Genomic DNA, 24,494 nt, shown 5'->3' with positions numbered 1-24,494 from the left:
CCTTCTTGACCACGGGAGACAATTTTACTGTGGCATTACGTGTCGGAAACACAGAGACCCGCGGTGGGAAAAGATAGAGATCACGCGCAAGGCTGCGTGATCATAATCCTGCGATCAGACGTCGCAACGGCACCTTATAGACGCATCGCCGCGCCTGATTCTTCACCCAGATATCGCGTGAATTTTTCCAATTTCATACCGGAATTTCTCGGGAGCGCGTGACGATGCCGGCTGTGCCATCGCCGGCACGCTAATTGCAAAGCCTCGGTATGCGCCCGCCCACTTTCGCATTCGCTCGCCCGGCGTGCTGCACCGGGCGGCCAGTCCGACCGCTTAGCGCGCGGCTTGCCGGACAAACTCGAGCCCTTTTACAAGATAGCTCCGGAAGAAGTTCGGGTGTTCGCACATGGGGAAGTGACCCAGACCGTCCATGACGAGGTGGAGGCATCCCGGAATGAGTTCGGCGAGCTTGGCACCGTCGTCCGGAGTGGCTGAGTAGTCATAGTCGCCCGAGAGCAGCGCCACCGGGGTGCGTGATGGGTCAATACGGGGAGCTGTCACTGCTCCGTCGAACTCGTCGCTGTAGAAGGAAAGATCCCCTGGGTAAACTCCGGGTGCTCCCTGCGAATAGATCCAGCTTGACCTCCTGCGCTCGCCTGAGGGGCTAAGTGGGCTCATGATCCCTCTGACATACGCCGAGTTATGAAGTGAGCCGTGTACGTTTACGTTATGCTGGTATGGGTTCCGGCGTCCCTTGGAGCGGAAAGGTGGCTCGATCGCCACGATCCCGAGGACATGCTCCGGCCGTTCCGCGGCGAGAACCAGCGACATTGCCGCGCCCATGGACCCACCCGCAACAATCGCCTTTTCGCGAACGACCTGTTCGAGTATGGCCGTGCACCATTTCAGGTACAGCGATGCCGTGAGCTTGTAGGGTGCTCCATCCCATGTCAGCGGCGGCATGGACCGACCGTGGAATGGTAGGTCAACAGCGATCAGCCTGTAGGTTTTCGCAAGCTCGGTGTCCGCCAGTTGAGGAATGAATTGGCGGCTATCCGCTCCGGCGGTGTGAAGAAACAGGACCGGCACCCCCTCGCCTGCTTCTTCGTAATATATTTCATGGGGGACGTCATCGATATCGACGACGGCATACTGCCCCCGGATTTGACGCAGGTCGCGTTGAGCATGCTCCGCTTTCATCTCGGGGGACGCAACGACGAGCTCGAACACCCGCTCCAGAGCCGGGCGTGCTTTCGCAAGGGCGAGCGGTGAGCCGGCGATCTCGAAGAGAGGATTTGCAAGCTGCAACGCTGTGAAGGAGTGAAAGGTGGCGGGCGGCGGCGTCATTAGAACCTGCTCCCAGGCGTCCGCAGTGGCCCTCACTGTCACCTGGGGATTATCGCTTTCCCCCGAGATCGCCGCGCCGCCTTCAGCGAAATTGAGGGCGATCACCTGATCGCCGACGTAGAAGGCGATGTCCATTGTCAGGTCCGGAGTGAGCCGGGGCAATTCCCGATCCCCAAGAGCCTCCGCTATGCGGGACCGCAATTCATTAAAAGTGCCCAAAGCAACCTCCCTGTTCGAACGAGCGCCAGGCCGCACGCGTCGGCAGCGCCATGACTTCGAATAAGCAGATTATCAGACAATCTGTCAATACCGGCTGTTGCCGCTTCTTCAATCGCCGTCGTTTTCGGAGGTTTTACGAAGGTAGTCCAGTGCGACCTTAGCCGCCATATCGATGTGGTACTTGCAGGCTGCGGCGGCTTTCGCTCCGTTTCGGTCAGTAATGGCCGCAGCGATCTCCTTTATCTCTTCCACACTGTGGTTCAAGCGCCCCGGCTGCGTCATCGACGTCATGCGCAGGAGAGTCACCCGATTGTGGAGCGATGTCAGCATTTGCTTGACGAAGACGTTTCCACTCCCTTGCATCAGGCAATCGTAAAACGCGGTTTTCGCCTTGATGAGCCTGCTCCCACCGCCGCTTGCCGCCGCTTCCGCAAACTCAGCAACCGCCTCATTGAGTGTATGGATATCCTGGGCGGTTCCGTTTTCAGCGAATTCCTTTCCGGCATAGCTCTCTAGCAAAGCCCTGACGCTGTAGAGCTGAGCGGCTTCTTCGTAAGTGATAGTGCTGACGACGGGACCGCGGTGCGGATAGCTGGTAATGAGGCCCTCGGCCTCGAGTTGTCGAAGCGCCTCGCGGATTGATGTCCGTCCTACACCGATCGACTCGCAGAGCTCTCGCTCAACGAGGCGCTGACCCGGCTTGAAACGGCCGCTTGATATCGCCTGCCGCAGTTTATCTTCTACCTGAGTGCGCAATGTGGCACTCTGTCGTGCAATCTGTAAATCCATATCACCCATCGGATCCAAAAGTCCGTTTTACCAAGGCCGAAAGCGGCCGCGCAAGTCATGGTACTATATGGTGGGTTATCCTGATGAGACAACCCGATTGTCTGACAAAAGCGAAGAACGCCCTAGCTTTGTCTCTTACCGGACATTCCACGCGTCCCCATTACCGCAGAACCTTTGCAAAAGCGAGATCGGGTGACAGCGATCGAAAACCCGTCAGGACTGCGGGATCGTGGCCTGGAACAAGTACTCCGGACGGTCCTGATAGCTCACGGAGAGTTCGGTATCCCTCCAGTACGTCGGCGTAATCGGCGAAAAGCGGAAAGACGTCGTCATGCTCCAGATAGCGTTGAAAATGGAGTGCGTCCGATGCGATGACGACGACTTCATCGCCATCGTCCAGCCTCACGACCTGAAGGCCTTTGGAATGACCGCCGACGAGATGGATGGTGAGCCCCTCCACAATCTCGCCGTTCCCGTCGTGGAAGCGCATCCTGCCGGAAAACGTCAGGCGGACCGCATCAACGACGGCGTCCACTGCAAAGGGACGCCGAAGACGATCATGGCACATGCATCGTCCTGTACCGTAGGCCATCTCCCGATCCTGCAAGTGGAACAGGGCTTCGGGGAAGTCCGCAAGGTTTCCCGCGTGATCATAGTGGAGATGCGTGATGACGACGTCGGTAATGGACGATGCGGAAATCCCGAGCTGGCGAAGCGCTTCGACCGGATGGATCAACATGGTCCTCCCGCGCCTTTCAGCCTCCTGCGGGCTAAACCCGGTATCAACCAGGATCAGGCGTTCACCGTGGCGGATCAACCAGACGAAATACTCGATCCTGCCTGGGGCGTCGTGGGGATCTCCTGCTTCCAGGCCGAGTTCGCCAACGGGGCGAACCGCAGTGCCGTAATGTATCGCCAGGACTTTCCAGTCGCTCAAATTCTCGCTCCTTCCGCAGGCTCAGGGAACCAGCAGATGCCGGATCACCTCGCCACGGTCTAACCGGTCGAAGGCCTCGTTGATTTCCTCAAGCGGGCCAGTGCTGGACAGCAGTCTCTCCACGGGCAACCTACCTTTGAGGAACAGGTCGATATAACGGGGAATATCGCGCGAAGGCACGCAAGACCCCATGTAGCTGCCTTTGATGATGCGTTCTTCCCCGACAAGAGGAAGCGGCGAGATCTCGAATTTGGTGTTCACGTTCGCCAGACCCGCTGTCGCCGTCGTGCCGCCGCGCCGCGTAATGCCATAAGCGGTTTCGAACGCTTTGCTCGACCCTGCCATCTCGATGGCGTAGTCCACTCCCCCGCGTGTCGCTTCCTTGACCTCGCCGATGACATCCGGCGTGGTTGCCAGGAAGGTAAGCGTCGCGCCCAGCGACCTAGCCAGCTCAAGCTTTTCCGGCATCAAATCGATGGCGACGATCTCGCTTGCCCCGCTGGTCACCGCTCCGAGGACCGCCGACAAGCCCACGCCCCCAAGGCCGATGACGGCGACCGACTGTCCCGGCTTCACGCCACACGTGTTTACGACCGCACCGACGCCTGTCATGACGGCGCATCCGAACAGGGCCGCCATCGTGACGTCCACGTCTTTGGTGATCTTGACGACCGAGTGCGCCGACACGACCGCGTATTCCGAAAACGCCGATACGCCGCTGTGATGGTTGATATCGTAGCCGCGAAGACGGATATGCTTGCTACCGTTCAACAATGTCCCGGCGGCGTTTGCGCGATAGCCAGGCTCACAGAGGCTAGCGCGTCCTCCCGCGCAGTAATCGCAGTGTCCGCAGATCGGCAGGAACGACATCACGACGTGATCGCCAACCTTCACTGTATCGACGCCGGGTCCGATTTCTTCGACAATGCCGGATGCTTCATGCCCCAACGCGACAGGCAGCGGGCGGGGCCGGTCGCCATTTATCGCCGACAGGTCGGAGTGGCACACACCAGCGGCCTTGATTTTGACCAGGACCTCAAGATTGCCGGGAGGCGTCAGATCGACGGTCTCGACACTGAGAGGTCGCGAACTTGCATACGGCTTGGGAAGCCCTGACTCTCGGAGAATGACTGATTTCATCTGCATTGTCGTGTATTCCTATCGCGAAAGCATCTGCATGGCGGTGGGTACGTAGCGGAAGCCATCCCGCTCCCGAGCGACGTTGCCGAGCCCGGGCCACGCAAAGTGATAGGACATCACGGGTATGCGGTCTGTCGCGAGCATATCCAGCACCCGGGTGCGCGACCGCGCCGAGAGCTTGGGATCGGTGTCGTACTTGAACTCCATCCACGGGCGTTCCATCAGCAGGATATGATGATGGGTGAGATCGCCGAGGAAGCAGAGCCGATCGTTGTCAGACTGCATGAGGAAGCAGAAGTGGCCCAAGGTGTGGCCTGGAGCGTGCACCGCCTGCACGCCCGGCAGAAACTCCTGACCGTCCACGAAATGCGTTATCCGATCACGGTGTGGAAGAAGGTTCCTCCGGGCATTTTCCACCTGGGCCTTGAAACCGTCATCAAGCTTGCCTCCGTCGGTCCAGTCATCGAAGTCGCTTTCGCTTATGAAGATCTCCGCGTTCGGAAAATTAAGCTTGCCGTCCTGATCGCAAAGTCCGCCGGTGTGGTCGATGTGTGCGTGGGACAACACCACGGTATCGACTTCCAAGGGGTCGATGCCTGCCTCCTGCATGCTTTTCAGCAAGCGGCCGGTCGTCGGCCCGAAAATCTTCGACGTCCCCATCCCGGTGTCGAACAGGATGGTCTTTCCGTTAATTTTGACCAGCGGGATGTTCTGCTCGAGGGTTACCGACGAACTGGACAGGAAGTTCCTGTTGAGCATTTCCGTCACCGTGGCCGCGTCGACCCCGAGGAAATTCTCCCGCGGGTCGCCCAACTCCAACGGTCCGTCCGAAAGTACCGTTATTTCGCCGGTTCCGAACTTGAACGGATAGAAATAGGGCAACTTAGTCTGATGCGCTTGGTCATTGAGCACGCCGCTTATCCTCCCAGATTGGCTGCACTATTTGACAGATTGTATGAAAATCTGTCAACACAATATTGGTGTCGTGATGACGTCAGGAAACAACCGAAAGCACGTGACCCCTTGGCCTGCCGATGTTGAACTGTTCGATCTGTTGCATCAGCCGCTGGGTCTCTTTTGTAAGTTCCTGAGTGGCGGCGTGGGCTTGCTCGGCGATGGCAGCGTTTCGCTGGGTGCTGTCATCGATCTCGCCAACGGCCTGGTTCACTTCGATAAGCGAAGCAGCCTGGTCCCTGCTCGCCGCAGCGATAAGCTCAACCCTTTCGGAAATTCCGGCAACATTCGACGATATGGCAATCAGCACCTTGCCCGCCTCGTTCACCAATCGCGATCCCGAGGCGACTTCCTCGGTCGATCTTGCGATGAGTTCCTTGATTTCCTGGGCGGCTAGGGCCGACCGCTGGGCAAGCTCCCTGACTTCCTGGGCGACGACAGCGAAGCCCTGTCCCGCTTCCCCAGCTCTCGCGGCCTCGACACCAGCATTGAGTGCCAGGAGATTGGTCTGGAACGCTATCTCGTCAATAACGCCGATGATTTGCGAAATGCGGCCAGAAGCCGCTTCTATACGGCCCATAGCGTCGACCGCGTTCGTGACTACTGAAGCAGACGCATCCGCGGCCTGCTTGGTTTCCTTTACAAGCCGGGCTGCGGCTTGCGCCTGCTCTGTCGACGAACGCACCGTCGCGGTGAGTTGATGAACCGCAGCCGCGGTCTCCTCCAACGATGCGGCTTGACGCTCGCTGCGGCGGGAGAGATCATCGGCGCCACTGCTGAGATTGTCTGCATTTTGCCGAATGAGCACGATGTTGCCGCGAAGTTCCGACATCGTCGCCTGCAAGCGCAGCAACGAATTGTTGAAGTCTTTTCGCAACTGTTCCAGCCGCCCAGAGAACGGTTGATCGATCGTGCTCGAAACATCACCGTTGGATAACCTCTCCAGCCCAGCGGCAAGACTGTCGACGGCGTCGCCGATCTGTTTGTCGATCTGGGCTTTCTCCGCCTCGCTGTGCCGACGTTCAGCTTCGGAAGCTGATCGTTGACGATCCGCGTCGTTCTCGATCTCGATTTTCCTTACAGCATTCTCCCTGAAGACACAGAGTGCCCGGGCCATTTCTCCGAGCTCATCAGCGCGCTCAGAACCGCCGATCTCGATGTCAAGGTCCCCTTCGGACAAACGCCGCATGTCGTCGGTCAACCGGACGACAGGTTTCTTGAAAGTCGCAATCATCCCAAAGCCAGCGAGAAGCGCGACGAGGACGCCTGCAAATATCGTTATGAGGGCAATGCCGTTCGCACGGGCCGTCTCTTCGATGGCCCTGGCACGCTGGGCCTCGGCAAACGTCGTGAGGTGGCCCCATATGGTGTTCAACTGGTCTGTCGTTTGCCTATATTGCGCACGCCTGACTTCCGAGATCTCGACGAGCTTCGCACTGTCCTGCGTCATACCCTCTACCGCCGGAGGGACCGTATTCTGGACTGCCTTGAAAAGGTCGAGATCGGAAGCGGCACTCCAGATGTCCAATATCTCCTTCTTCGTCCTGTCGAAGTTCTGGACGAGCTGCGCGCGGTTTTGTTCGGTAGGGTCGGCTATGAAGCGCGCAAGGTGTATCCTGATGAGATAGCTGGAGTCCGAAAGTCTTCGGCTGCCGTCCAGGGCGCTGCTGATCTTGGCCAAACGTTGGTCGAGACCTGCGAACTCGACGATTGCTTTCTTTGTTTGCTGGTTCGCCACCGCGTTGATCCCGACGGAGATTTCCTTGAACGCGGACATTGCGGTGTCGAGGCCTACGGCGTTGTCCGATGCGGCGCCCTGCGACAGAATTTCTGTTACGCTTTTCACCGCGCCGTCGACCGAGCTCGACAGTTTGGTAGCGTCCGACGGCAAGGAAGCCCGCAGATTTCGGGCGCTTCGACGCAACTCGCCCACTTTGCCGCGCAAATATTCGAGTTTCAGCTCGGTCGTTCCGGCGGATTGGTAGCCCGCGGCAAAATCAAGAAAGAAGGTTGCATAGCCTGTCACCCTGTCGGCATCGCGCAACATCGATTTGGCGGCGCCCTCGGACTGCTCGCCGGACTTTCTCAACTCGTCAGCTAGCCTGAGCATTTCATCCTGCGACCAAACCAGCGATTCAGAATGATTGGCGATCGAGGTTATCAGTTGCTCTTCGCTTTCATGGATGCTCCAGAGAGAGCCAAAATTGTCCACCACGTCCCGCATGATCGCGTTTGCCGACAGGAGGCCTTCGCTTTCCCCCGTAGCTCCGGCATTCGTCACTAAAGCCTGCAGATGCGATTGCTGGGCGAGCAGGTCAGCCTTCACGCGATCGCGCCTTTCTTCCGACGCCTCGTCGAGAAACTCTCTCATCGAGGCGGAGACGTCACGGAAACCCGAGAGCACCTGCATCACCTGGCTCGAGGTTTCCAGGCGGCTTTGTAGGAGACCCGCGGCGTAGTGTCCCAAAAACCCCACCGCGCAAATGCTGATTATGAAAGGCAGTACGAAAATGATTACTTTGGTCTGTAGCCGGAAACGGGACAACAGCCTGTCCATTGTGGTCGATCCTTGTCCATAGGCGGTGAAGAAACTTCATCAATCGGGATCCGCCTCCGATGGAAGCATCGAATCATCAATGACGACACGAAAGCTGCGCGACCGAGGATTGTCTGTCAACAGATTGTCTGATAAAGCTTGCTAAGGTTCGAACTGTCTCATGAACTTGCGGAGGAATAACTCCGTAACAGAACCGGCGCTGCCGCAGCCGGCACATCTTTCACTGCTGACATCGATCAAACCGCGATGTCCTTGTTTTCAGTGGAAAGCGGTGACCGCATCTCGGCTATGTGAAGGCTGCGAAGATGTCGTCGTCCTCGCGACGACGGGACGCGACGCCTTGGTGAACAAACGGGCCGTCCTTTTCATGGATGGACGGCTCCATGGCGCCGAGATCACCAGCTTCCCAATATGCATCTCGAGATGCCGATCTGGGAAAGATAAGTGTTGAGATTGAGGAAGCAGAAAAGATGATTGATACGAAAGCATTGCTCGATAATATGACCTTGGCCGAGCAGGTCTCGCTACTTTCCGGCGATACGTTCTGGTCTTTACCGCCCATCGACCGCCTAGGGATAGGGAGATTGCGCTTGACCGACGGCCCCAACGGCGCCCGCGGGGCGGGGTCTTTTGTCGGAGGTGTGACTGCAGCGGCTTTCCCGGTGGGCATCGCCATCGGAGCGAGTTGGAATCCGGACCTAGCCAAGGAAATCGGCAGTGCCCTAGGTGACGAGGTTCTTTCAAAAGGTGCCCACGTCTCGTTAGCCCCCACCGTTAACATCCAGCGCAGCGTCACAAACGGCCGCAACTTTGAGTGCTTCTCTGAGGATCCGATACTGACGGCGGAACTTGCCGTCGGCTATATCGAAGGTCTGCAGTCCAGGAAAGTCGGTGCCACGATAAAACATTTCGTCGGCAATGAGTCCGAGGTCGAACGTACAACCATCTCTTCAGATATCGATGAACGCACTCTGCGCGAAGTCTACCTGATACCCTTTGAGGCGGCGGTGAAGCGGGCAAAGGTCTGGGCCGTGATGTCTTCGTATAACAAGCTAAACGGTATTTACACGGCGGAAAGCCACTGGCTATTGAACGAGGTTCTGCGTGGTGACTGGGATTTTGACGGCGTGGTGATGTCGGACTGGTTCGGTTCGCGTTCGACCGCACCCACCGTGAATGCGGGGCTGGATCTGGAGATGCCTGGCCCGACCCGCGACCGCGGCCCCAAGCTTCTGGCCGCGGTCAAAGGCGGCGAGGTGAGTGTCGAGACGATCCGCGCCTGTGTGCGCAATATCCTGACCCTGATGGAACGCACCGGTGCAATCAACGATCATCGCGAGTTTAAGGAGTACGCCATTAATCGCCCGGAACATAGGGCGCTCATCAGGCGTGCGGGAGCGGAAAGCGCAGTTCTGCTGCAGAATGACGGCATCCTGCCATTGGCTCAGCAAGGTACGGTCGCCATCATCGGCCCCAATGCTAAGATCGCGCAGGTTATGGGAGGTGGCTCGGCACAGTTGAACCCTCACTATGTCGTCAGTCCGTGGCAGGGGCTGGTGGACGCGCTGGGTGAGGAAAACCTGTTCCACGCTAAGGGTTGCAGCAATTATCGGTTTCAGCCGCTGATCGAAAACCCGACAACCTTCGAATTTTTCCAAGGAAGGGAACTTGCTGGCGAGCCGGTGAAGGTTGTCGAGGAACCGTCGAGCCTTGGTGTTTGGTTGCCCCCCGTGGCCGAGGGCACGGTCGATCCGCATCGCTTTTCGGCCCGGATGCGCACCACTTTCAGGGCGTCAGAAGCGGGCGTCTATCGCGTCGGGCTGACCTCGGCTGGCCTTGGCCGGGTCTATGTGGACGGCAAGCTTGTGGTGGACGCCTGGGCTTCCTGGACACGCGGTACCACATTCTTTGAAGAAGGCTGCGAAGAGGTCGTGGGTGACATCACGCTCGAAGCCGGCCGTACATACGAGGTCGTCGCCGAGTACGCCCGGCACGATCACATCAACCTCTATATCGCCGCAATTCGGGTAGGAATAGGCAGGTTTTCGGCCGAAGCGGAGATTGCCGAGGCAGCAGCCGTCGCCGCAAAGGCTGATCATGCGGTAATCTTCGTGGGCAGAACGGGCGACTGGGATACCGAGGGCTCCGATCTTCGCGGCATCGCACTTCCTGGTCTGCAGAACCAGCTTGTTGAGGCGGTAATTGCGGCCAATCCGAACACGATTGTCGTACTACAAACCGGTGGACCGGTGGAAATGCCCTGGCTTTCGGGTGCTCGTGCAGTACTGCAATGTTGGTATCCCGGACAGGAGGCTGGCAACGCGATCGCCGATGTGCTCCTGGGCAAGGCCGAGCCCTCGGGCCGACTGGCACAGACCTTCCCCGTGCGCTGGGGTGACAATCCCACACATACCGAGGATGACGCGGTCTATCCAGGCAAGGATGGCCATGTGCGTTATGACGAAGGTGTGTTCGTCGGTTATCGGCACTACGATCGCCATGGCACTAAGCCGCTGTTCCCCTTCGGTCATGGTCTCGGTTATTCAAGCTTTGCGATGTCGGACCTGACGGTAGGGCTACCGGACGCTGCCGGCGCGGTGACAGTGACGCTGGGATTGACCAACATCAGCGAGCGGCTAGGTTCGACAGTGGTGCAAATCTATGTCGGCGATGTTGAAACATCTGTACCCAGACCGGTTAAAGAGCTGAAAGCCTTCTCGAAAATCGCCCTGGAACCCGGTGAGAAACGAAAGATGAGTTTCGTTCTCGACGCCCGAACATTTGCCTTTTTCGACACGACCGAGCGGCGCTGGCGGATAGAGGCGGGGGAATTTGCAGTGATGGCTGGGTTCTCGGCCACCGACATCCGTTTGATTGTAACTGTCACGCAAAAGGGTGCTGTCTTGGCGCTCTGAATGTGCCGCAAATCAATGACCACATTGGGCGGTGGTTGAGTTCCAACGAATGCAGTTTTGGCGGTGAAGCTGGGTGAGTTGAGTGACAGAATGCCTCAGTAAAACAGGTGCTTGGTTGATGGCATGGCCAAACACCGCCTGCGCCTCCAAAGACAGGCAATGTTTTCTGAACGATCCTAACCAAAAGTTTGACCGATCAGGAAAATCGAGAGGGAAAAACAACACTTCCCGAATGACCGCCCAGATGTTCCATAAATCTGCTTACGCGATATGTTATAACGTATCGCCGCACTCCATTTGGTAATGCGACAGTTAGCCCATTACAGATGCGACACTCTCGCCTTTCGCTGGTCAACGTCGACGTTGGAGCAAGGATGACGACCTTCGGCCGGGTGGAGACCATGAGCGTTTGGAGTCGTGATGTCATGTTTAATCACCGTGTGGATGGCGAATTTCGGGGCACATCCAGTTCCAGCGTGTCGCCGGTACCGGTCGAGGTCAGAAATTGGCGACAGTCCGGTCTGTCGATAACCCGCGTCACGGTTCCCGGTATCCTGAGCCGAGCGCCGTCGGACCATGTTTTAGATCGTTCGGAAGCAGGAAGACGTCATCGGGACCATCAGCGGATTCCCTCAGCCACCGCCGGAGGTCTCGTCTCACATCCACCGCGCTCAAGGGTTCGTCGGCGGCAGCGCCTTAATTGCTGCCGGCGTCATGAGGCGGCCAAACTGCTACACGCTCTCGCGTTAGAATTATTTTCTTCAATTCTCAGCGTCTTTTGGTACCAAACGGAATAGTCATTCCCCCGACGCCTTTATATAGTCTATTAAATTGATAGACTAATGGCACCTTCGCCAAAGGGCAGATCTTATCGGATGATCGCAATGGCCAAACAAGTGATCGAATACGCCGGCGTTCCGGTCGGCATCGTCGTTCCGGACAAGGACGTGCTGAAATTCATCGCCGTTAAGTTCCACGTGCATGATCTCGATGGTCAGCACTTTGCCTCGCCGTTTGAGGCTCTGCGGGCAATCCACAAACTGATGTCGGCATCACACACCGTTCATCACGCCACCTAATCGGAGAGACACCATGGGCAGACTACGCCAGTTCTTCCGGCTCTCTGCGCTGCACGACGATCTCGAAACGAGGTTGCTTGCTCAGGAGTATCGCGCCCTGCTCCTCGACGATCATTTCGAAGACGGCACCCATAAGGAACTCCAATCGAAATGCGCTGAGCTCTCCACCGAAATCTGTTCGCGCCACTACAGGCATCGCCATTGAAAGAGCATGCCCAAGGCCGTCGTCCGTGAGCCCTCCGCATGGTGACTCTACCAGCGGCAACCCAGTCAAGAATGCGGTCAATACAAACACCCCACGAGCCCAATCAGGTCGACGGTATCGACAACAAGGAAGTTGGTTAAACCAGGACTATAATTCATGCAAAACAGATTTTTCGCCCAAAGGGCCCTCGCATTACGAACCACATTGAGAGCAGCGGTTCTGACTGCCGTCATCCCGTTTGCATTCCAGAATACAGCGCTGGCAGACCAAAAGGTGCTTCTGTCCTACGAGGCAACGCCTTCCGCAGGTTTCCATTTGCCGCGGCTTTCCCAGGCCAGCTATGATGATCGAGCGGCATTTGCAGCCGAAGTGCTCAAAGAGATCGTGCCGAAAATCGTCACAGCCAACGGCATCGACCCTGCGACCTTGGAGACAGAGGTAACGCCAGGCGGGTATCTGCTCAAAACCAATGCATCGCTTCAGACCGAGGGGGATCTTGATGACCCCACGGCTGATCGACTTGCCGGTTCGCTGGGCTACGTCTTCCGCCAATATAGCGTCCTTGCCTCCCGCCTTGACGACACGAAAGGTAAGACCGGCTTTGTGGTCGTGCGGTTCCCCAAAGACAGCCTCAACGCCACCGTCGCGCAGAAGTTCTTCGAGGCAGCGGACGCAACGAAAAAGGGCTTGGGCGGCGGTTACACCGCATTCGGAGACGAACAAATCTTCCTCAATGTGACGAATTCCGAAGGAAAGCCTTACAGCGGCCTTGATGACGCGACTTTCGAAGACGGTCTGAAACGCACTGCCGCATCCTTTGGCAATCCTGGATCAGAGGTGTCTTCTTCCGGCAAGGCCACCGCACGCTTCATCGGGAATGATTGGGAGAAGGCACAAAGAGGCGAGGACTATCAAAGCCTGCTCGGTGGAGCGGATAGTGAACTGGTCAAAAAGCTCGACGAGATCGGCAAGGACTATGCATCCCTCGTCGCAAAGACAGCTGAAAGCAAAGGCTGGAACCGAGATGAATGAGGAACTGTAGAGGCATCCACGAGCAAGCCGCTGACCGTTTCCATGGCTTTTGCAGTCCTGCAAATGGCTGAGGCAGACCCACTGCTGTCCGATCCAGTTCAGCTGAACGTATCGAACTTGCAACCGCATGGCGTCATTCGTTGCCAACATGGCAAACGACGGTATCGCCCTTTGTGCAAGCGGGCGTATCGCCAACTCGAGGCCGACCCGCAACCGTAAACCGGTCGCTTGAAGTTGGCGAGAAAGAATCTCTTGCCGTGAACTCAAATAGATATTGCTGGACTTGAACCGACATTCGCCAAACCTTTGAACCCGAAGCGCGGCCCGCAAAGCCGACAAACATGGGGCTGATATGTCTTTCGAACGCGATGTAACGGATCCCTTCGTTGCCAAGGCTGTCGAGCTGGCGGCGATTTTCGATCAAGATGCGGTCGAGCGCGACAAGCTGGGCGGCAGGCCGATCGAGCAGATCCGGCTTCTCAAAGAAAGCGGCTTGCCATCGGCCCAGATCCCGGTCGGCTATGGCGGACGGGGGGCCTCCTGGCTATCGATCCTGCGTGTCGTGCGAGAATTCGCCCGCACCGACGGTTCGCTGGCCCATCTCTACGGCTATCACCATCTTCCCCTCAACCTCGTGCTTTTCCGTGGCTCGAGCGCACAGAAAGACCGCTGGCTGCGCGCGTCAGCCGCTGGACATCTGATGTGGAGCAATTCCGGCAATGCAATGTCGAAGACTTCGTCGGGCCGGCGCATCGACAATGGCTGGGTCGTGAACGGCTCGCGCCCGTTCTCCTCCGGTTCCCACATCGCCGACTACATCCAGATTTCATGGGAAAATCCGGAGGGAGAGCGGCTGACCGCCGCTATTCCCGCCGATCGGACCGGCATCGTCGTCGAAAACGACTGGGACGGTATCGGCCAGCGGCAGACGGGCAGCGGCACCGTCAGATTCAAAGATCTCGAAATCCTCGACGAAGAGCTGATCAGCTCGCCCAATATCCCTTTGACACCCTACACGTCGCTGACGTCGCTGCTGCAGCAGAGCGTCCTTCTCAACGTCTTTGTCGGCAGCGCCCAAGGCGCTCTGGACGAAGGCAGGGAATATACCTCGACCCAGTCGCGTCCCTGGATCTATTCCGGCGTGGAGAAACACACCGACGACCCATGGATCAAACGGCAATACGGCGAGCTCTACATCAAGACGCTGGCCGCGACCGAACTTGCAGACAAGGCTGCCCGTAGCCTCGATGACGCCTTCAACCAGGGACCTGGCCTGACAGCAGGTGATCGGGGCGCCGCGGCAATCGATATCGCAACAGCCAATGTCTATGCGAGCGAGGCCGGCCTGGCCGTTTCGAGCGAAATCTTCGAGGTCATGGGCGCCCGGTCGGCAACCAATGCCAATGGCTTCGACCGGTTTTGGCGCAATGTCCGCACCCACACCCTCCATAATCCGGCTGAATACAAAAGGCGGACGATCGGCACCTGGCTGCTTTCCGGCGAATTCCCGGTGCCGGCAATGTACCGCTGAAGGGACATCTCATGGGCAGACGTAAAGATAAGATTAAGCTTGGCGCATTCCTCCTGTTTACCGGTCATCATGTCGCCGCATGGCGCCATCCGCAGGCTTCGGTCGGCACCGACCTCGAGAACTATATTGAACTCACCAAGCTTGCCGAAGCGGCAAAATTCGACGCGATCTTTTTCGCCGACGGCGTGGCGGCGCGGCTGAAGGACGTCGAAGCCGCAAGCCGGAAGGCGCATAGCGGCGTCTATCCTTTCGAGCCGATCACGCTCCTGTCCGCCGTATCAAGCGTCACGCGCAACATCGGCTTGATTGCCACGGCATCGACCAGTTTCTCCGACCCTTATAATCTTGCCCGCCAATTCGGATCGCTCGACCGATTGAGCGGCGGCCGCGCCGGCTGGAACCTGGTGACCTCGTCAGACCCGGAGGCCGCCTATAATTTCGGGCATGAAACGCAGATCCTGCATGCCGATCGCTACGAGCGGGCCGAGGAATTTGCCGATGTGGTGCTCGGTCTCTGGGACAGCTGGGATGACGACGCCTTTATCCGTGATCAGGCTGGCGGCCGCTATTTCGACCCGGAAAAGCTGCACAGACTCGACCACAAAGGCCGCCACTTCAAAGTGCGCGGACCGCTGAACATACCGCGTTCGCCGCAAGGCCGCCCGGTTCTGGTTCAGGCCGGCGCCTCGGGGCCGGGCAAGGAGCTTGCCGCCCGCACCGCGGAGGCGATTTTCGCCGCGCACATCACGCTCGAAGAAGCCAAGGCCTTCTATGCCGACGTCAAGGGAAAGCTCGGCGCATACGGCCGCTCCCCGGACGATCTCAAGATCTTGCCGGGCATCTTTCCGGTCGTCGGCCGCAGCGAGACGGAGGCTCAGGAGAAGTTCGAGGCGCTGCAGGAGCTGATCCAGCCGCAGGTTGGCCTCAACCTGTTGTCACAGCTGAGCGGTGTCGACCTTAGCTCCTATCCGCTCGACGGGCCGATCCCGTCCGATCTGCCGGTGACCAATGCCGGAAAGAGCCGGCAGGAACTGGTGCTCGAACTCGCCCGCCGGGAAAACCTCACCATCCGCCAGCTCTATTTGCGGATCGCCGGCGCGCGCGGACACTGGCAGGTCGTCGGCACGCCATCTCAGATCGCCGATGTCATGGAAGAGCGCTTCGAAAATTACGGCGCGGACGGGTTCAACATCATGGCGCCGATCATGCCGGGCGGCCTTGTCGATTTCATCGAGCTTGTCGTGCCGGAGCTGCGCCGCCGCGGTCTCTTCCGCACCGAGTACGAGGGAACGACGCTGCGCGAAAATCTCGGCCTCAAACGTCCGGTCAACCGCTTCGCCGCCGGCACTGCGGCCGCTGCAGAATAGGATAAGATCAATGGCGCGTGACAAGCTCTACCTCATCGAGCCCGGCTTTTCAGACCCGAAACATCCCGGCATCACCTTTGTCTGCCCTCATTGCAACGCGATCGAGGGGCTGCTCGCCAGCTTTCCGCAGCTTGCAGCCGGCATCGACGTCGAGCGGGTCCCCTTCCCTCGTCCGCGACGCAAAGTCATCGAGGATGTCGGTGAAGACAATCAGTCCCTGCCGGTCTTCATTCTTGCCAACGCGGCTCCGCCGGACGCGGGTGACTGGCGCGGCAAGCGTTTCGTCAACACGACTGATCGCATTCTCCAACTGCTTTCCGAACGACACGGGTTTCCGCGCCTGCACAAATGAGGAGTGACCAGCCATGACCGTAAAACCCGCCGGTTTCGAGCAGCCCGTGCATTCGCCTGAACTTTTCGAGCCGGATAGAACGAACCCCAATATCGCCAAGGCAACAGAGCTGCGCGATATTTTCGCCCGGGATGCGATCGAGCGAGATCAAGCCGGCGGCCGGCCGGAAGAGCAGATCCGGCTGCTGAAGGAAAGCGGGCTGGTCAACCTGCTGATCCCCGAGGAATTCGGCGGCATCGGCGAACGTTACTCGACAGCGATGCGGATCGTTCGCGAGTTCGCCAAGGTCGACGGATCGCTCGGGCATCTGTTCGGATACCATTTCAGTCCGCTGCAAAATGCGATCAACTCCGGACCGGACGCTCACGCCCGCGATCTTCTTCGTCGCTCGGCGGCCGGAAGCTGGTTCTGGGGCAATACCAGCAACAGCTTTTCGAAAAGTCTCTTCGGGCGGCGTGAACGGGATGGGGTTGTCCTCAATGGGTTCAGGCCGTTCACCTCTGGCTCACATGTGGCCGATTATCTGCTGGTCGCCTGGGAGGACGAAGAGACCAACGCGCGCAGCATCGCGCATATTCCGCCGACCCGCGAAGGTATCACCGTCGCCGACGACTGGGATGGCATCGGGCAGAGGCAGACGGGCAGCGGCCGGGTCGTCTACAAGGATGTGAAAATCCACGCCGATGAGATCGTGCCCGAGCGGCCGCGGGATCCGATCGCCCTGCTTGCGCCGCTGCAGCAACAGAGCGTGCTGTTGAATGTTTTCATCGGCAGCGCCCAGGGAGCGCTTATCGCCGCGCGGGACTATAGCGTCACCAAGTCTCGCCCCTGGATTTTTTCCGGTGTCGAGCGTCATCAGGACGATCCCTGGATCAAGCGCCAGTATGGCGAGCTCTGGATCAAGGTCCAGGCGGCGACCGCGCTCGCCGACCGCGCCCTGACGGCGGTCGACGCGGTCTATGAAAAAGGACAGGACCTGACGGATGCGGACCGCGGAACCGCCGCGATCGCCGTCGCCTCGGCGAACGTCCTTGCCGGTCGCGTCGCGCTCGAAGTGACCAGCGAGATTTTCGAGGTCATGGGAGCGCGGTCAGCGGTTCGCCCCTACGGTCTCGATCGTTTCTGGCGCAACGTCCGCATTCACACGCTGCACAATCCGGCAGAGTATAAGACCCGCAATGTCGGGTCATGGTTCCTGACAGGCGACTATCCCGAGCCCGGGATCTTTCAATGAGCCCGCGCGAGCTTCATCTCAACATCAACATCCTGCATTCCGGTTTTTCTCCCGCGGCCTGGCGCATGGAGGGCAGCGATCCCCGCGCTTCGTTCGACGTCAACCACTACATCAACGTCGCCAGGATCGCCGAGAGAGGCACCTTCGACGCCGTCTTCCTCGCCGACCAGGCGGCGATCTCGGATCGGGTGGACTTCCGGCCATTGACGTCGCTGGAGCCGACCATCGTGCTGGCTCTGGTCGCGGCCCATACGGAGCGGATCGGTCTGATCGCCACGGCGTCGACGACATACAACGAACCTTACAATCTCGCGCGCCGGTTCGCGACGCTCGATCACGCAAGCGGGGGCCGGGCGGGGTGGAACATCGTCACCAGCGCGGACCTGTCTCAGAGCCGCAATTTCGGACTGGAAAAACCGGTCGCCCATAGCAGCCGTTATGAGCGCGCCGGCGAATTCACCGAAATCGTCAAGGCCCTCTGGGACAGCTGGGAAGAGGATGCTTTTGTCGGCGACGCAGCGACGGGGCGTTTTGTCGATCCGGCAAAAGTGCATGCGATCGCCCATCGCGGAAAGCACTTTTCCGTGTATGGGCCGCACAACATCCCGCGCCCCCCGCAGGGCCATCCGGTTCTCGTCCAGGCCGGCGGCTCCGATGACGGAAGAGAACTTGCTGCCGAACATGCGGAGGCGGTTTTTTCCGCCTCGCAGTCCTTCGAGGAAGCGCTTGAGTACGCAGCCGACCTCAGACGGCGCGCCGGCAGCTTCGGACGTTCGCCGGACAGTCTCCTGGTCCTGGCGGGGCTTGCGACGATCATCGCCAGCACCGAGGCCGAGGCGCGTCGCCGTCAAGAGGAGCTCCGCGAACTGATCCCGCTGGAATACAGCCTGTCGCGGCTTGCAGGGGTGCTGCAGCTCGATCCAAAAGGCCTCGATCTCGATGCGCCGCTGCCGGATGATATTCCGCTTCCACCGGATGGTGGCCATACCTTCTTCCGCGCCACACTGGCGCTTGCGCGGCGCGAGCGCCTGACCGCGCGGGGTCTGATCCGGGCGCTCAACGGCGGCACCGGCCATCGCACCATCGTCGGCACGCCTAGGGATGTCGCCGACGATATCGAGCGGTGGTTCAGTGCCGGGGCCGCCGACGGCTTCAATCTCATGCCGGATGTGCTGCCCCATGGCCTGGAAGTCTTCGTCGACGAGGTCGTGCCGATCCTGCGTCAACGCGGCCTTTTCCGGCGGCAATACACCGGCAGGACCTTGCGGAAACACCTTGGTCTCGCCCGCCCGGCCAACCCTTATGCCGCAGCGGCGCAATGACGAGATCAACAAGGAGAACGTGATGGCCCCTTCCGCAGCGACCAAGCCAAATGAGAGCGATCGCCTGAAGCAGCTTGCTGGCGAGCGTTATCGCAATGACCAGCGCCTCGAGGGACGCTGGAACGAGACTGTCGATACGATCCTCAGCCATCGGAGCGTGCGTCAATATCTGCCCACCCCGGTGCCACACGAAGCGGTCGAGCTTGCAATTGCCGCCGCCCAGTCGGCGCCGAGTTCATCCAACCTGCAGGCCTGGAGCGTGGTCGCCGTCGAGGATGAGGGCCGCCGCAGCCGATTGAATGCCGTTGCCGGCAATCAGCGGCAGGTCGCACAGGCGCCGCTCCTGCTCATCTGGCTGGCGGATCTTGCCCGGCCACGCGCGATTGCGACGGAGCGCGGCTCAACTGCAGAAGGCCTCGACTATATCGAGAGCTTTCTTCTCGGCGTCATTGACGCGGCCCTTGCCGCGCAAAATGCCGTCGTTGCCCTTGAATCGCTCGGGCTCGGGACATGCTACATCGGTGCAATCCGCAACGATCCGGAAACCGTCGCCCGTGAGCTTGGCCTGCCGGACGGCGTCTTCCCCGTGTTCGGCCTGACGGTCGGCTTTCCCGATCCGGCGGTGCCGGCAGGGGTAAAGCCGCGCTTGGCCCAGAGCACTGTCCTGCATCGCGAGACCTATCGCCCGGAACTGCGGCAGGATGATCTTGCCGACTATAACTGGGTGCTGCGCAGCTTCCAGAGCGAGCAGGCGATGCCATCGATCGACTGGACCGATCAGGTGCTGAGCCGCATCGGCACCGTCGAATCTCTCAAGGGCCGTCATGTCCTCGGAGAGGTCACGCGCAGGCTTGGCTTCAAACTGAAGTGAAGACCGATCGGCCCCGGCTTGACGCAGGTTCCTATTCGGCCGCGATCAAGCCGAGGGCCGGACGGATGCTGCGCATCGCGATTGCATCGATCGTCTGCGAGGCGCGCGCTTCGGCAAGCAGCCAGTTACGAAACAGGTCGACGCGCATCAACCGCGCCTTGTGCTGCGTTGTCGCGAAGAAATAGGAAAAGCTCACTGGCTGCGCCCCGCCGAAGGGACTGACCAACCGGCCGGACCTGATTTCGGCCTCCGCAAGCCTGATCTTGCCAAGGCCGAGCCCCTGCCCTGCCATTGCCGCATCGAGCACGAGCGAGGATTGATTGAGGTGAAAGCCGCCCTGCGACGGTTGATAGGAAAGTCCCTCCGCGCGCAGCCAGCTGTGCCAATCGGGGCAGGAGTGGTCGTGTTCGGCGCCCTCCTCGTGCAGCAACGGCACGCCCTCGATCGCTTCCGCACCTTTCCAGAGCCCGTGGCGGTCGGCGAATTCGGGACTGCAGACTGGCAGCACCGCTTCGGACAGGAGATAATCGACGGCGAGCCCAGAATAGGCGCCGCTGCCGTAGCGGATGACGCAGTCCGCATCGCCGGCATCGAGATCGGTCAGCTGTGTCGAAGCATCGACGAGGATTTGCAGGCCCGGCGCTGCGCGACGCAACGCATCGAGCCGTGGGATCAGCCATTTGCTGGCGAAGGAAGGAGCGACGGACACACGGATCGGCTGTTCGTGGTCGCTCGTCACGAATTGCGTCATCGCCGACAGCACGGTGTCGAAGGCCGCGGTGAGGCCAGGCACCAATGCCAGGCCCGCCGGCGTCAGCTGCAGCTGGCCGCGCGCGCGGTGAAACAGCGCCTGGCCGAGATAATCCTCCAGCAACCGGATCTGCTGGCCGACGGCGGCTGAGGTGACATGCAGCTCTTCGGCTGCGCGGATGAAATTCAGATGCCGCGCCGTCGCAACGAAAGCGCGCAGCGAAGTCAGCGGCGGCAGCCGCGCGAGCGTCGGCTGGATGACTGTCTTGCGGGGTTGGACGGACGTGTTCATGAGGCGATTGCACCACAAACAGCCCGACCTAGACGAGCACATGCTTTGCGTGAGGCTCGCGTACGGGGACATTTTCTTCTTCCCTGGCCGCTCGACTGAGACGCAAAAACTAAAACCTGCAAATTGTCTATATAATTACTAGACTATAGGCTCCGTGCGCGGCGGCGAATCCTCTGTGAGCGCAAGCTTTTCTTTCGGTCGCCGGCAGAAAAACATTCTTCGCGATTCCGCTTTTCCCGCCCGATGATGCGCCCCGACACAGCATTGCCCGAAAGGGCTCGTTCCGGATCAGGGGGTATCGATGGACATACGCAGGCGTCAGCTTAATCAGATTCTCGCTTTGAGCGCACTCAGTGCCATCGTGCCGTTCCGGGGTTTTGCGCAAGCCGCGGAACCCGTCGCGGGCGGGACACTCAACCTTCTCGTCCAGCCGGAGCCGCCGACGCTCGTGACGCTTGCCCATACGGCAGGGCCGACGACCCGCGTCAGCGGCAAGGTCACCGAGGGCCTGCTCGCCTATGGTCTCGATTTCAAGCCGATCCCGCAGCTCGCCACCGAATGGCATATCAGCGACGACGGGTTGGAATATAGTTTCAAGTTGCGAGAGGGCGTGAAGTGGCATGACGGGAGGGAATTTACGTCCGAGGACGTGGCCTTTTCGATCCTGGCGCTCAAGGAGGTCCATCCGCGCGGTCGGGCCACCTTCTCCAGCGTGAAGGAGGTCGCGACCCCCGACCCCCATACGGCGATCATCCGGCTTGCGAAACCCGCGCCATACCTGATCGGCGCCTTGCAGGCCAGCGAATCGCCGATCGTTCCCAAACATGTCTACGACGGTTCGAAAGACCTTGCTGGCCATACGAACGGCCGCGCGCCGATCGGAACCGGACCGTTCATCTTCCGGGAATGGGCCGTCGGCAGCCACATCATCCTCGATCGCAATCCTAACTACTGGGACAAGAGCAAGCCCTATCTTGATCGCATCGTCATCAAGTTCATTCCCGATGCCAGCGCCAGGCTCGCGGCGCTGGAGACAGGTGAGGTCGATATCGCGCCCGACACCCCGGTCTCACTCAGCGAAATCGATCGCCTGAAGGCGTCGGCGACGCTTGCCGTCGACGACCGCGGCAACGACTATTCGCCGACCGTATACCGCATCGAATTCAACCTCGCCAACGACTACTTCAAACATGACAAGGTCCGCCAGGCGGTCGCCCACGCAATCGACCGGCAGAAGATTGCCGACATCGCCTTCTATGGTTACGCCGTGCCGGCCCCAAGCCCGATCAGCCCCTTCCTCAAGGCCTTCTATAATCCCGACGTGCCGGTCTATGCCTACGATCCCGCTAAAGCGGAACAACTTCTCGACGAGGCTGGCTTCCCGCGAGGAGCCGACGGCATTCGTTTCGAGGCGCCGCACGACGTCATGCCTTACGGCGATACCTACACGCGGATCGGCGACTATCTGCGTGACGCGCTGTCGAAAATCGGCGTCAAGGTCAACCTGCGCGGTCAGGACGTGCCGACATGGCTGAAACGCGTCTATACGGATCGCGATTTCGCCTTTGTCACCAACGGCATGGGCAACACCTTCGATCCGACGATCGGCGTCCAGCGCCTCTACTGGTCGAAGAACTTCAAGAAGGGCGTGCCCTTCTCCAACGGCTCCGGCTACAACAACCCGGAAATCGATGCGATCTTCGAACAGGCGGCGGTCGAGAACGACCGCGCCAAACGCGTCGAGCTCTTCAATCGCATGCAGGTGATCATCGCCCGCGACCTGCCGGACATTACGCTGGTCTCCTTCCGGCAGCTGACGATCTTCAACAAGAAGGTGCAGGACCATACGGTCGTCGCAGACGGCCTCTCCGGCAGCCTTTCCTCCGCCTACATCCTCAAGAACGCCTGACGATGACAAGGAATGGTCCGATGAGCATCAATCGACGCCGGTTCAATCAATTGCTGCTGTTGTCGACAGCCGGCACACTGTTGCCATCCCTCGGCGCCAAAGCGAACCAGGAGACGCCGCAGAGCGGGGGAACACTCAATTTCATCGTCGAGCCGGAGCCGCCGACAATCCTTGCGCTGGCGCATACGGCAGGCGGCACCCAGAAGGTCAGCCCCAAGATCACCGAGGGGCTTCTGACCTATGATTTCGACCTGACGCCGAAGCCGCAACTGGCGACGGAGTGGTCGATCGCCGATGACGGGCTGAGCTACACCTTCAAACTTCGCCCGAATGTCAAATGGCACGATGGCAAGCCTTTTACTGCAGACGACGTCGCCCATTCCATCGAGCTCCTGAAACAGGTTCATCCGCGAGGTCGGGGAACTTTTGCGAATGTCACGAAGGTCGAGACGCCGGATCCTCTGACGGCCGTCATCCGCCTTTCTAAGCCGGCACCCTATCTGCTGCGGGCGCTCTATGCGGCGGAATCGCCGATCGTGCCGAAGCATGTCTACGACAATGTCGCGATCGCCGACGTTCCGGTCAATCCGAACGGCAGCGCCCCGATCGGAACCGGTCCCTTCGTCTTCAAGGAATGGGTCCGTGGTTCGCATATCATCCTGGAGCGCAATCCCAACTACTGGGACACCGGCAAGCCCTATCTCGATCAGATCGCCATCCGTTTCGTGCCGGACGGCGCGGCGCGCGCGGCCGGATTCGAGACCGGCGAGTTCGACATCGGCGGCGATAATCCGATACCGCTCAGCGATCTCGAGCGGATAAAGGCATTGCCGAATATCAGCGTCGATTCTCGTGGCTACGAAACCAAGGGTGACCTGACCCAGCTGATCTTCAATCTCGACAACGAGTATCTGAAGGACGTCAAAGTCAGACGCGCGATTGCCCACGCCATCGATCTCGACGTCATCCTGAACACCGTCTGGTATGGCTACGGCCATATCTCTCCGACACCGATCAGCGTCTTCCTGCCGCGCTATTACGATCCATCGATCAAACCCTATGCCTTCGACCTCAAGGCTGCCGAACAACTGCTCGACGAGGCCGGCTACAAGCGCGGTGCCGACGGCATCCGCTTCAAGCTGCGGCTGACCCATAATTCATACAATGACGGTTTCAAACGCGTCATCGAATATCTGAAGCAGAACCTGGCGCGCATCGGCATTGCCGGAACGATCGATTCCTATGACTTCTCGACCTACATCCAGAAAGTCTACAAGGAGCGCGTCTTCGACGTAACGGCCGAATATCTCGGCAACCAGTTCGATCCGACGCTCGGCGTGCAGCGCGTCTATTGGTCGAAGAATTTCAAACTCGGCCTGCCCTTCTCCAATGCCAGCCACTATGCCAATCCCGAGGTTGATCGTCTTCTGGAAGCGGCGTCGGTTGAAATCGACGACGACAAGCGCAAGCAGGAATTCAATGCCTTCCAGAAGATCATTGCTGATGAGGTTCCAGTCGTGAACCTCATCGCACTCGAGAACGTCACGGTCTTCAACAAGCGGGTGAAGAACCATACGATCGGCGCCGAGGGCGTTCAGGCCAATTTCGCCGAGCTCTATATCAAGGACGGGCAAGGCTGAGCGGGCAATAGCGGCCGCCTGCAAGATAAAAGGGGCGCATCGGCAGATGCGC

19 protein-coding genes are annotated in these 24,494 nt (G+C 59.4%); 12 read left to right on the top strand and 7 right to left on the bottom strand.

Features of this window, described 5'->3' with window-relative positions; translation table 11 throughout:
- Positions 1 to 333 precede the first annotated feature (333 nt).
- From RCCGE510_RS29475 to RCCGE510_RS29450, 6 genes are all read right to left on the bottom strand, one after another.
- A complete protein-coding gene (locus tag RCCGE510_RS29475) occupies positions 334 to 1,566 on the bottom strand; it encodes an alpha/beta hydrolase (RefSeq protein WP_007636442.1) in 1,233 nt (410 codons plus the stop codon).
- Positions 1,567 to 1,674: 108 nt separating this feature from the next.
- The gene (locus tag RCCGE510_RS29470) at positions 1,675 to 2,364 is read right to left on the bottom strand and encodes a GntR family transcriptional regulator (RefSeq protein WP_007636440.1); all 690 of its coding nucleotides are present in this window, start codon (positions 2,362 to 2,364) and stop codon (positions 1,675 to 1,677) included.
- A gap of 151 nt (positions 2,365 to 2,515) precedes the next feature.
- The gene (locus RCCGE510_RS29465; RefSeq protein ID WP_240539718.1) at positions 2,516 to 3,172 is read right to left on the bottom strand and encodes an N-acyl homoserine lactonase family protein; all 657 of its coding nucleotides are present in this window, start codon (positions 3,170 to 3,172) and stop codon (positions 2,516 to 2,518) included.
- A 141-nt stretch (positions 3,173 to 3,313) separates the two neighbouring features.
- Positions 3,314 to 4,438, bottom strand: a complete 1,125-nt coding sequence (locus RCCGE510_RS29460) for a zinc-dependent alcohol dehydrogenase family protein (protein ID WP_007636435.1) — start codon at positions 4,436 to 4,438, stop codon at positions 3,314 to 3,316.
- A 12-nt stretch (positions 4,439 to 4,450) separates the two neighbouring features.
- On the bottom strand, positions 4,451 to 5,344 hold the full coding sequence (locus tag RCCGE510_RS29455) for an MBL fold metallo-hydrolase (protein WP_007636433.1): 894 nt from the start codon (positions 5,342 to 5,344) through the stop codon (positions 4,451 to 4,453).
- A gap of 82 nt (positions 5,345 to 5,426) precedes the next feature.
- Entirely contained in the window at positions 5,427 to 7,943 is a 2,517-nt protein-coding gene (locus tag RCCGE510_RS29450; RefSeq protein ID WP_007636431.1) for a methyl-accepting chemotaxis protein, read from the bottom strand.
- Between the two features lie 470 nt (positions 7,944 to 8,413).
- Between RCCGE510_RS29450 and RCCGE510_RS29445 the strand changes: the two genes are divergently transcribed.
- The 10 genes from RCCGE510_RS29445 to RCCGE510_RS29400 all read left to right on the top strand — a co-directional run bounded on the left by RCCGE510_RS29445 (position 8,414) and on the right by RCCGE510_RS29400 (position 19,851).
- A complete protein-coding gene (locus RCCGE510_RS29445) occupies positions 8,414 to 10,858 on the top strand; it encodes a glycoside hydrolase family 3 C-terminal domain-containing protein (RefSeq protein WP_037080202.1) in 2,445 nt (814 codons plus the stop codon).
- Between the two features lie 884 nt (positions 10,859 to 11,742).
- On the top strand, positions 11,743 to 11,937 hold the full coding sequence (locus tag RCCGE510_RS29440) for a hypothetical protein (RefSeq protein WP_037080346.1): 195 nt from the start codon (positions 11,743 to 11,745) through the stop codon (positions 11,935 to 11,937).
- A gap of 13 nt (positions 11,938 to 11,950) precedes the next feature.
- A complete protein-coding gene (locus RCCGE510_RS34935) occupies positions 11,951 to 12,142 on the top strand; it encodes a hypothetical protein (RefSeq protein ID WP_157179962.1) in 192 nt (63 codons plus the stop codon).
- Between the two features lie 156 nt (positions 12,143 to 12,298).
- Positions 12,299 to 13,174 (top strand): hypothetical protein, encoded by an 876-nt coding sequence (locus tag RCCGE510_RS29430; protein WP_240539709.1) that lies wholly within the window; start codon positions 12,299 to 12,301, stop codon positions 13,172 to 13,174.
- Between the two features lie 352 nt (positions 13,175 to 13,526).
- Positions 13,527 to 14,705: an acyl-CoA dehydrogenase family protein gene (locus RCCGE510_RS29425; protein ID WP_007636420.1), complete on the top strand. Its 1,179-nt coding sequence runs from the start codon at positions 13,527 to 13,529 to the stop codon at positions 14,703 to 14,705.
- A gap of 11 nt (positions 14,706 to 14,716) precedes the next feature.
- Positions 14,717 to 16,072, top strand: coding sequence for an LLM class flavin-dependent oxidoreductase (locus RCCGE510_RS29420; RefSeq protein WP_007636418.1), 1,356 nt, complete (start codon positions 14,717 to 14,719; stop codon positions 16,070 to 16,072).
- Between the two features lie 10 nt (positions 16,073 to 16,082).
- Entirely contained in the window at positions 16,083 to 16,424 is a 342-nt protein-coding gene (locus RCCGE510_RS29415) for a DUF3088 domain-containing protein (protein WP_007636416.1), read from the top strand.
- Positions 16,425 to 16,437: 13 nt separating this feature from the next.
- On the top strand, positions 16,438 to 17,658 hold the full coding sequence (locus RCCGE510_RS29410; RefSeq protein WP_007636414.1) for an acyl-CoA dehydrogenase family protein: 1,221 nt from the start codon (positions 16,438 to 16,440) through the stop codon (positions 17,656 to 17,658).
- Positions 17,655 to 18,980, top strand: coding sequence for an LLM class flavin-dependent oxidoreductase (locus RCCGE510_RS29405; RefSeq protein ID WP_007636412.1), 1,326 nt, complete (start codon positions 17,655 to 17,657; stop codon positions 18,978 to 18,980). The genes RCCGE510_RS29410 and RCCGE510_RS29405 overlap by 4 nt, the downstream gene beginning before the upstream one ends.
- A gap of 22 nt (positions 18,981 to 19,002) precedes the next feature.
- Positions 19,003 to 19,851 carry an NADPH-dependent oxidoreductase gene (locus RCCGE510_RS29400; RefSeq protein WP_037080343.1) on the top strand — a complete coding sequence of 283 codons (849 nt, stop codon included), beginning with the start codon at positions 19,003 to 19,005 and terminating at the stop codon, positions 19,849 to 19,851.
- Between the two features lie 31 nt (positions 19,852 to 19,882).
- On the opposite strand, the gene RCCGE510_RS29395 is transcribed toward RCCGE510_RS29400, so the two are convergent.
- A complete protein-coding gene (locus RCCGE510_RS29395; RefSeq protein WP_007636408.1) occupies positions 19,883 to 20,893 on the bottom strand; it encodes a LysR substrate-binding domain-containing protein in 1,011 nt (336 codons plus the stop codon).
- A 301-nt stretch (positions 20,894 to 21,194) separates the two neighbouring features.
- Between RCCGE510_RS29395 and RCCGE510_RS29390 the strand changes: the two genes are divergently transcribed.
- Both RCCGE510_RS29390 and RCCGE510_RS29385 read left to right on the top strand, forming a co-directional pair.
- The gene (locus tag RCCGE510_RS29390) at positions 21,195 to 22,802 is read left to right on the top strand and encodes an ABC transporter substrate-binding protein (protein ID WP_007636406.1); all 1,608 of its coding nucleotides are present in this window, start codon (positions 21,195 to 21,197) and stop codon (positions 22,800 to 22,802) included.
- Positions 22,803 to 22,822: 20 nt separating this feature from the next.
- Positions 22,823 to 24,442, top strand: a complete 1,620-nt coding sequence (locus RCCGE510_RS29385; protein WP_007636404.1) for an ABC transporter substrate-binding protein — start codon at positions 22,823 to 22,825, stop codon at positions 24,440 to 24,442.
- Positions 24,443 to 24,494 lie beyond the last annotated feature (52 nt).

It is taken from the genome of Rhizobium sp. CCGE 510 (genome assembly GCF_000292525.1).
In the GTDB taxonomy this organism is placed as follows: domain Bacteria; phylum Pseudomonadota; class Alphaproteobacteria; order Rhizobiales; family Rhizobiaceae; genus Rhizobium.
Note: the sequence above shows the minus strand (reverse complement) of the source record. Positions and strands in the feature narration are given on the sequence as shown.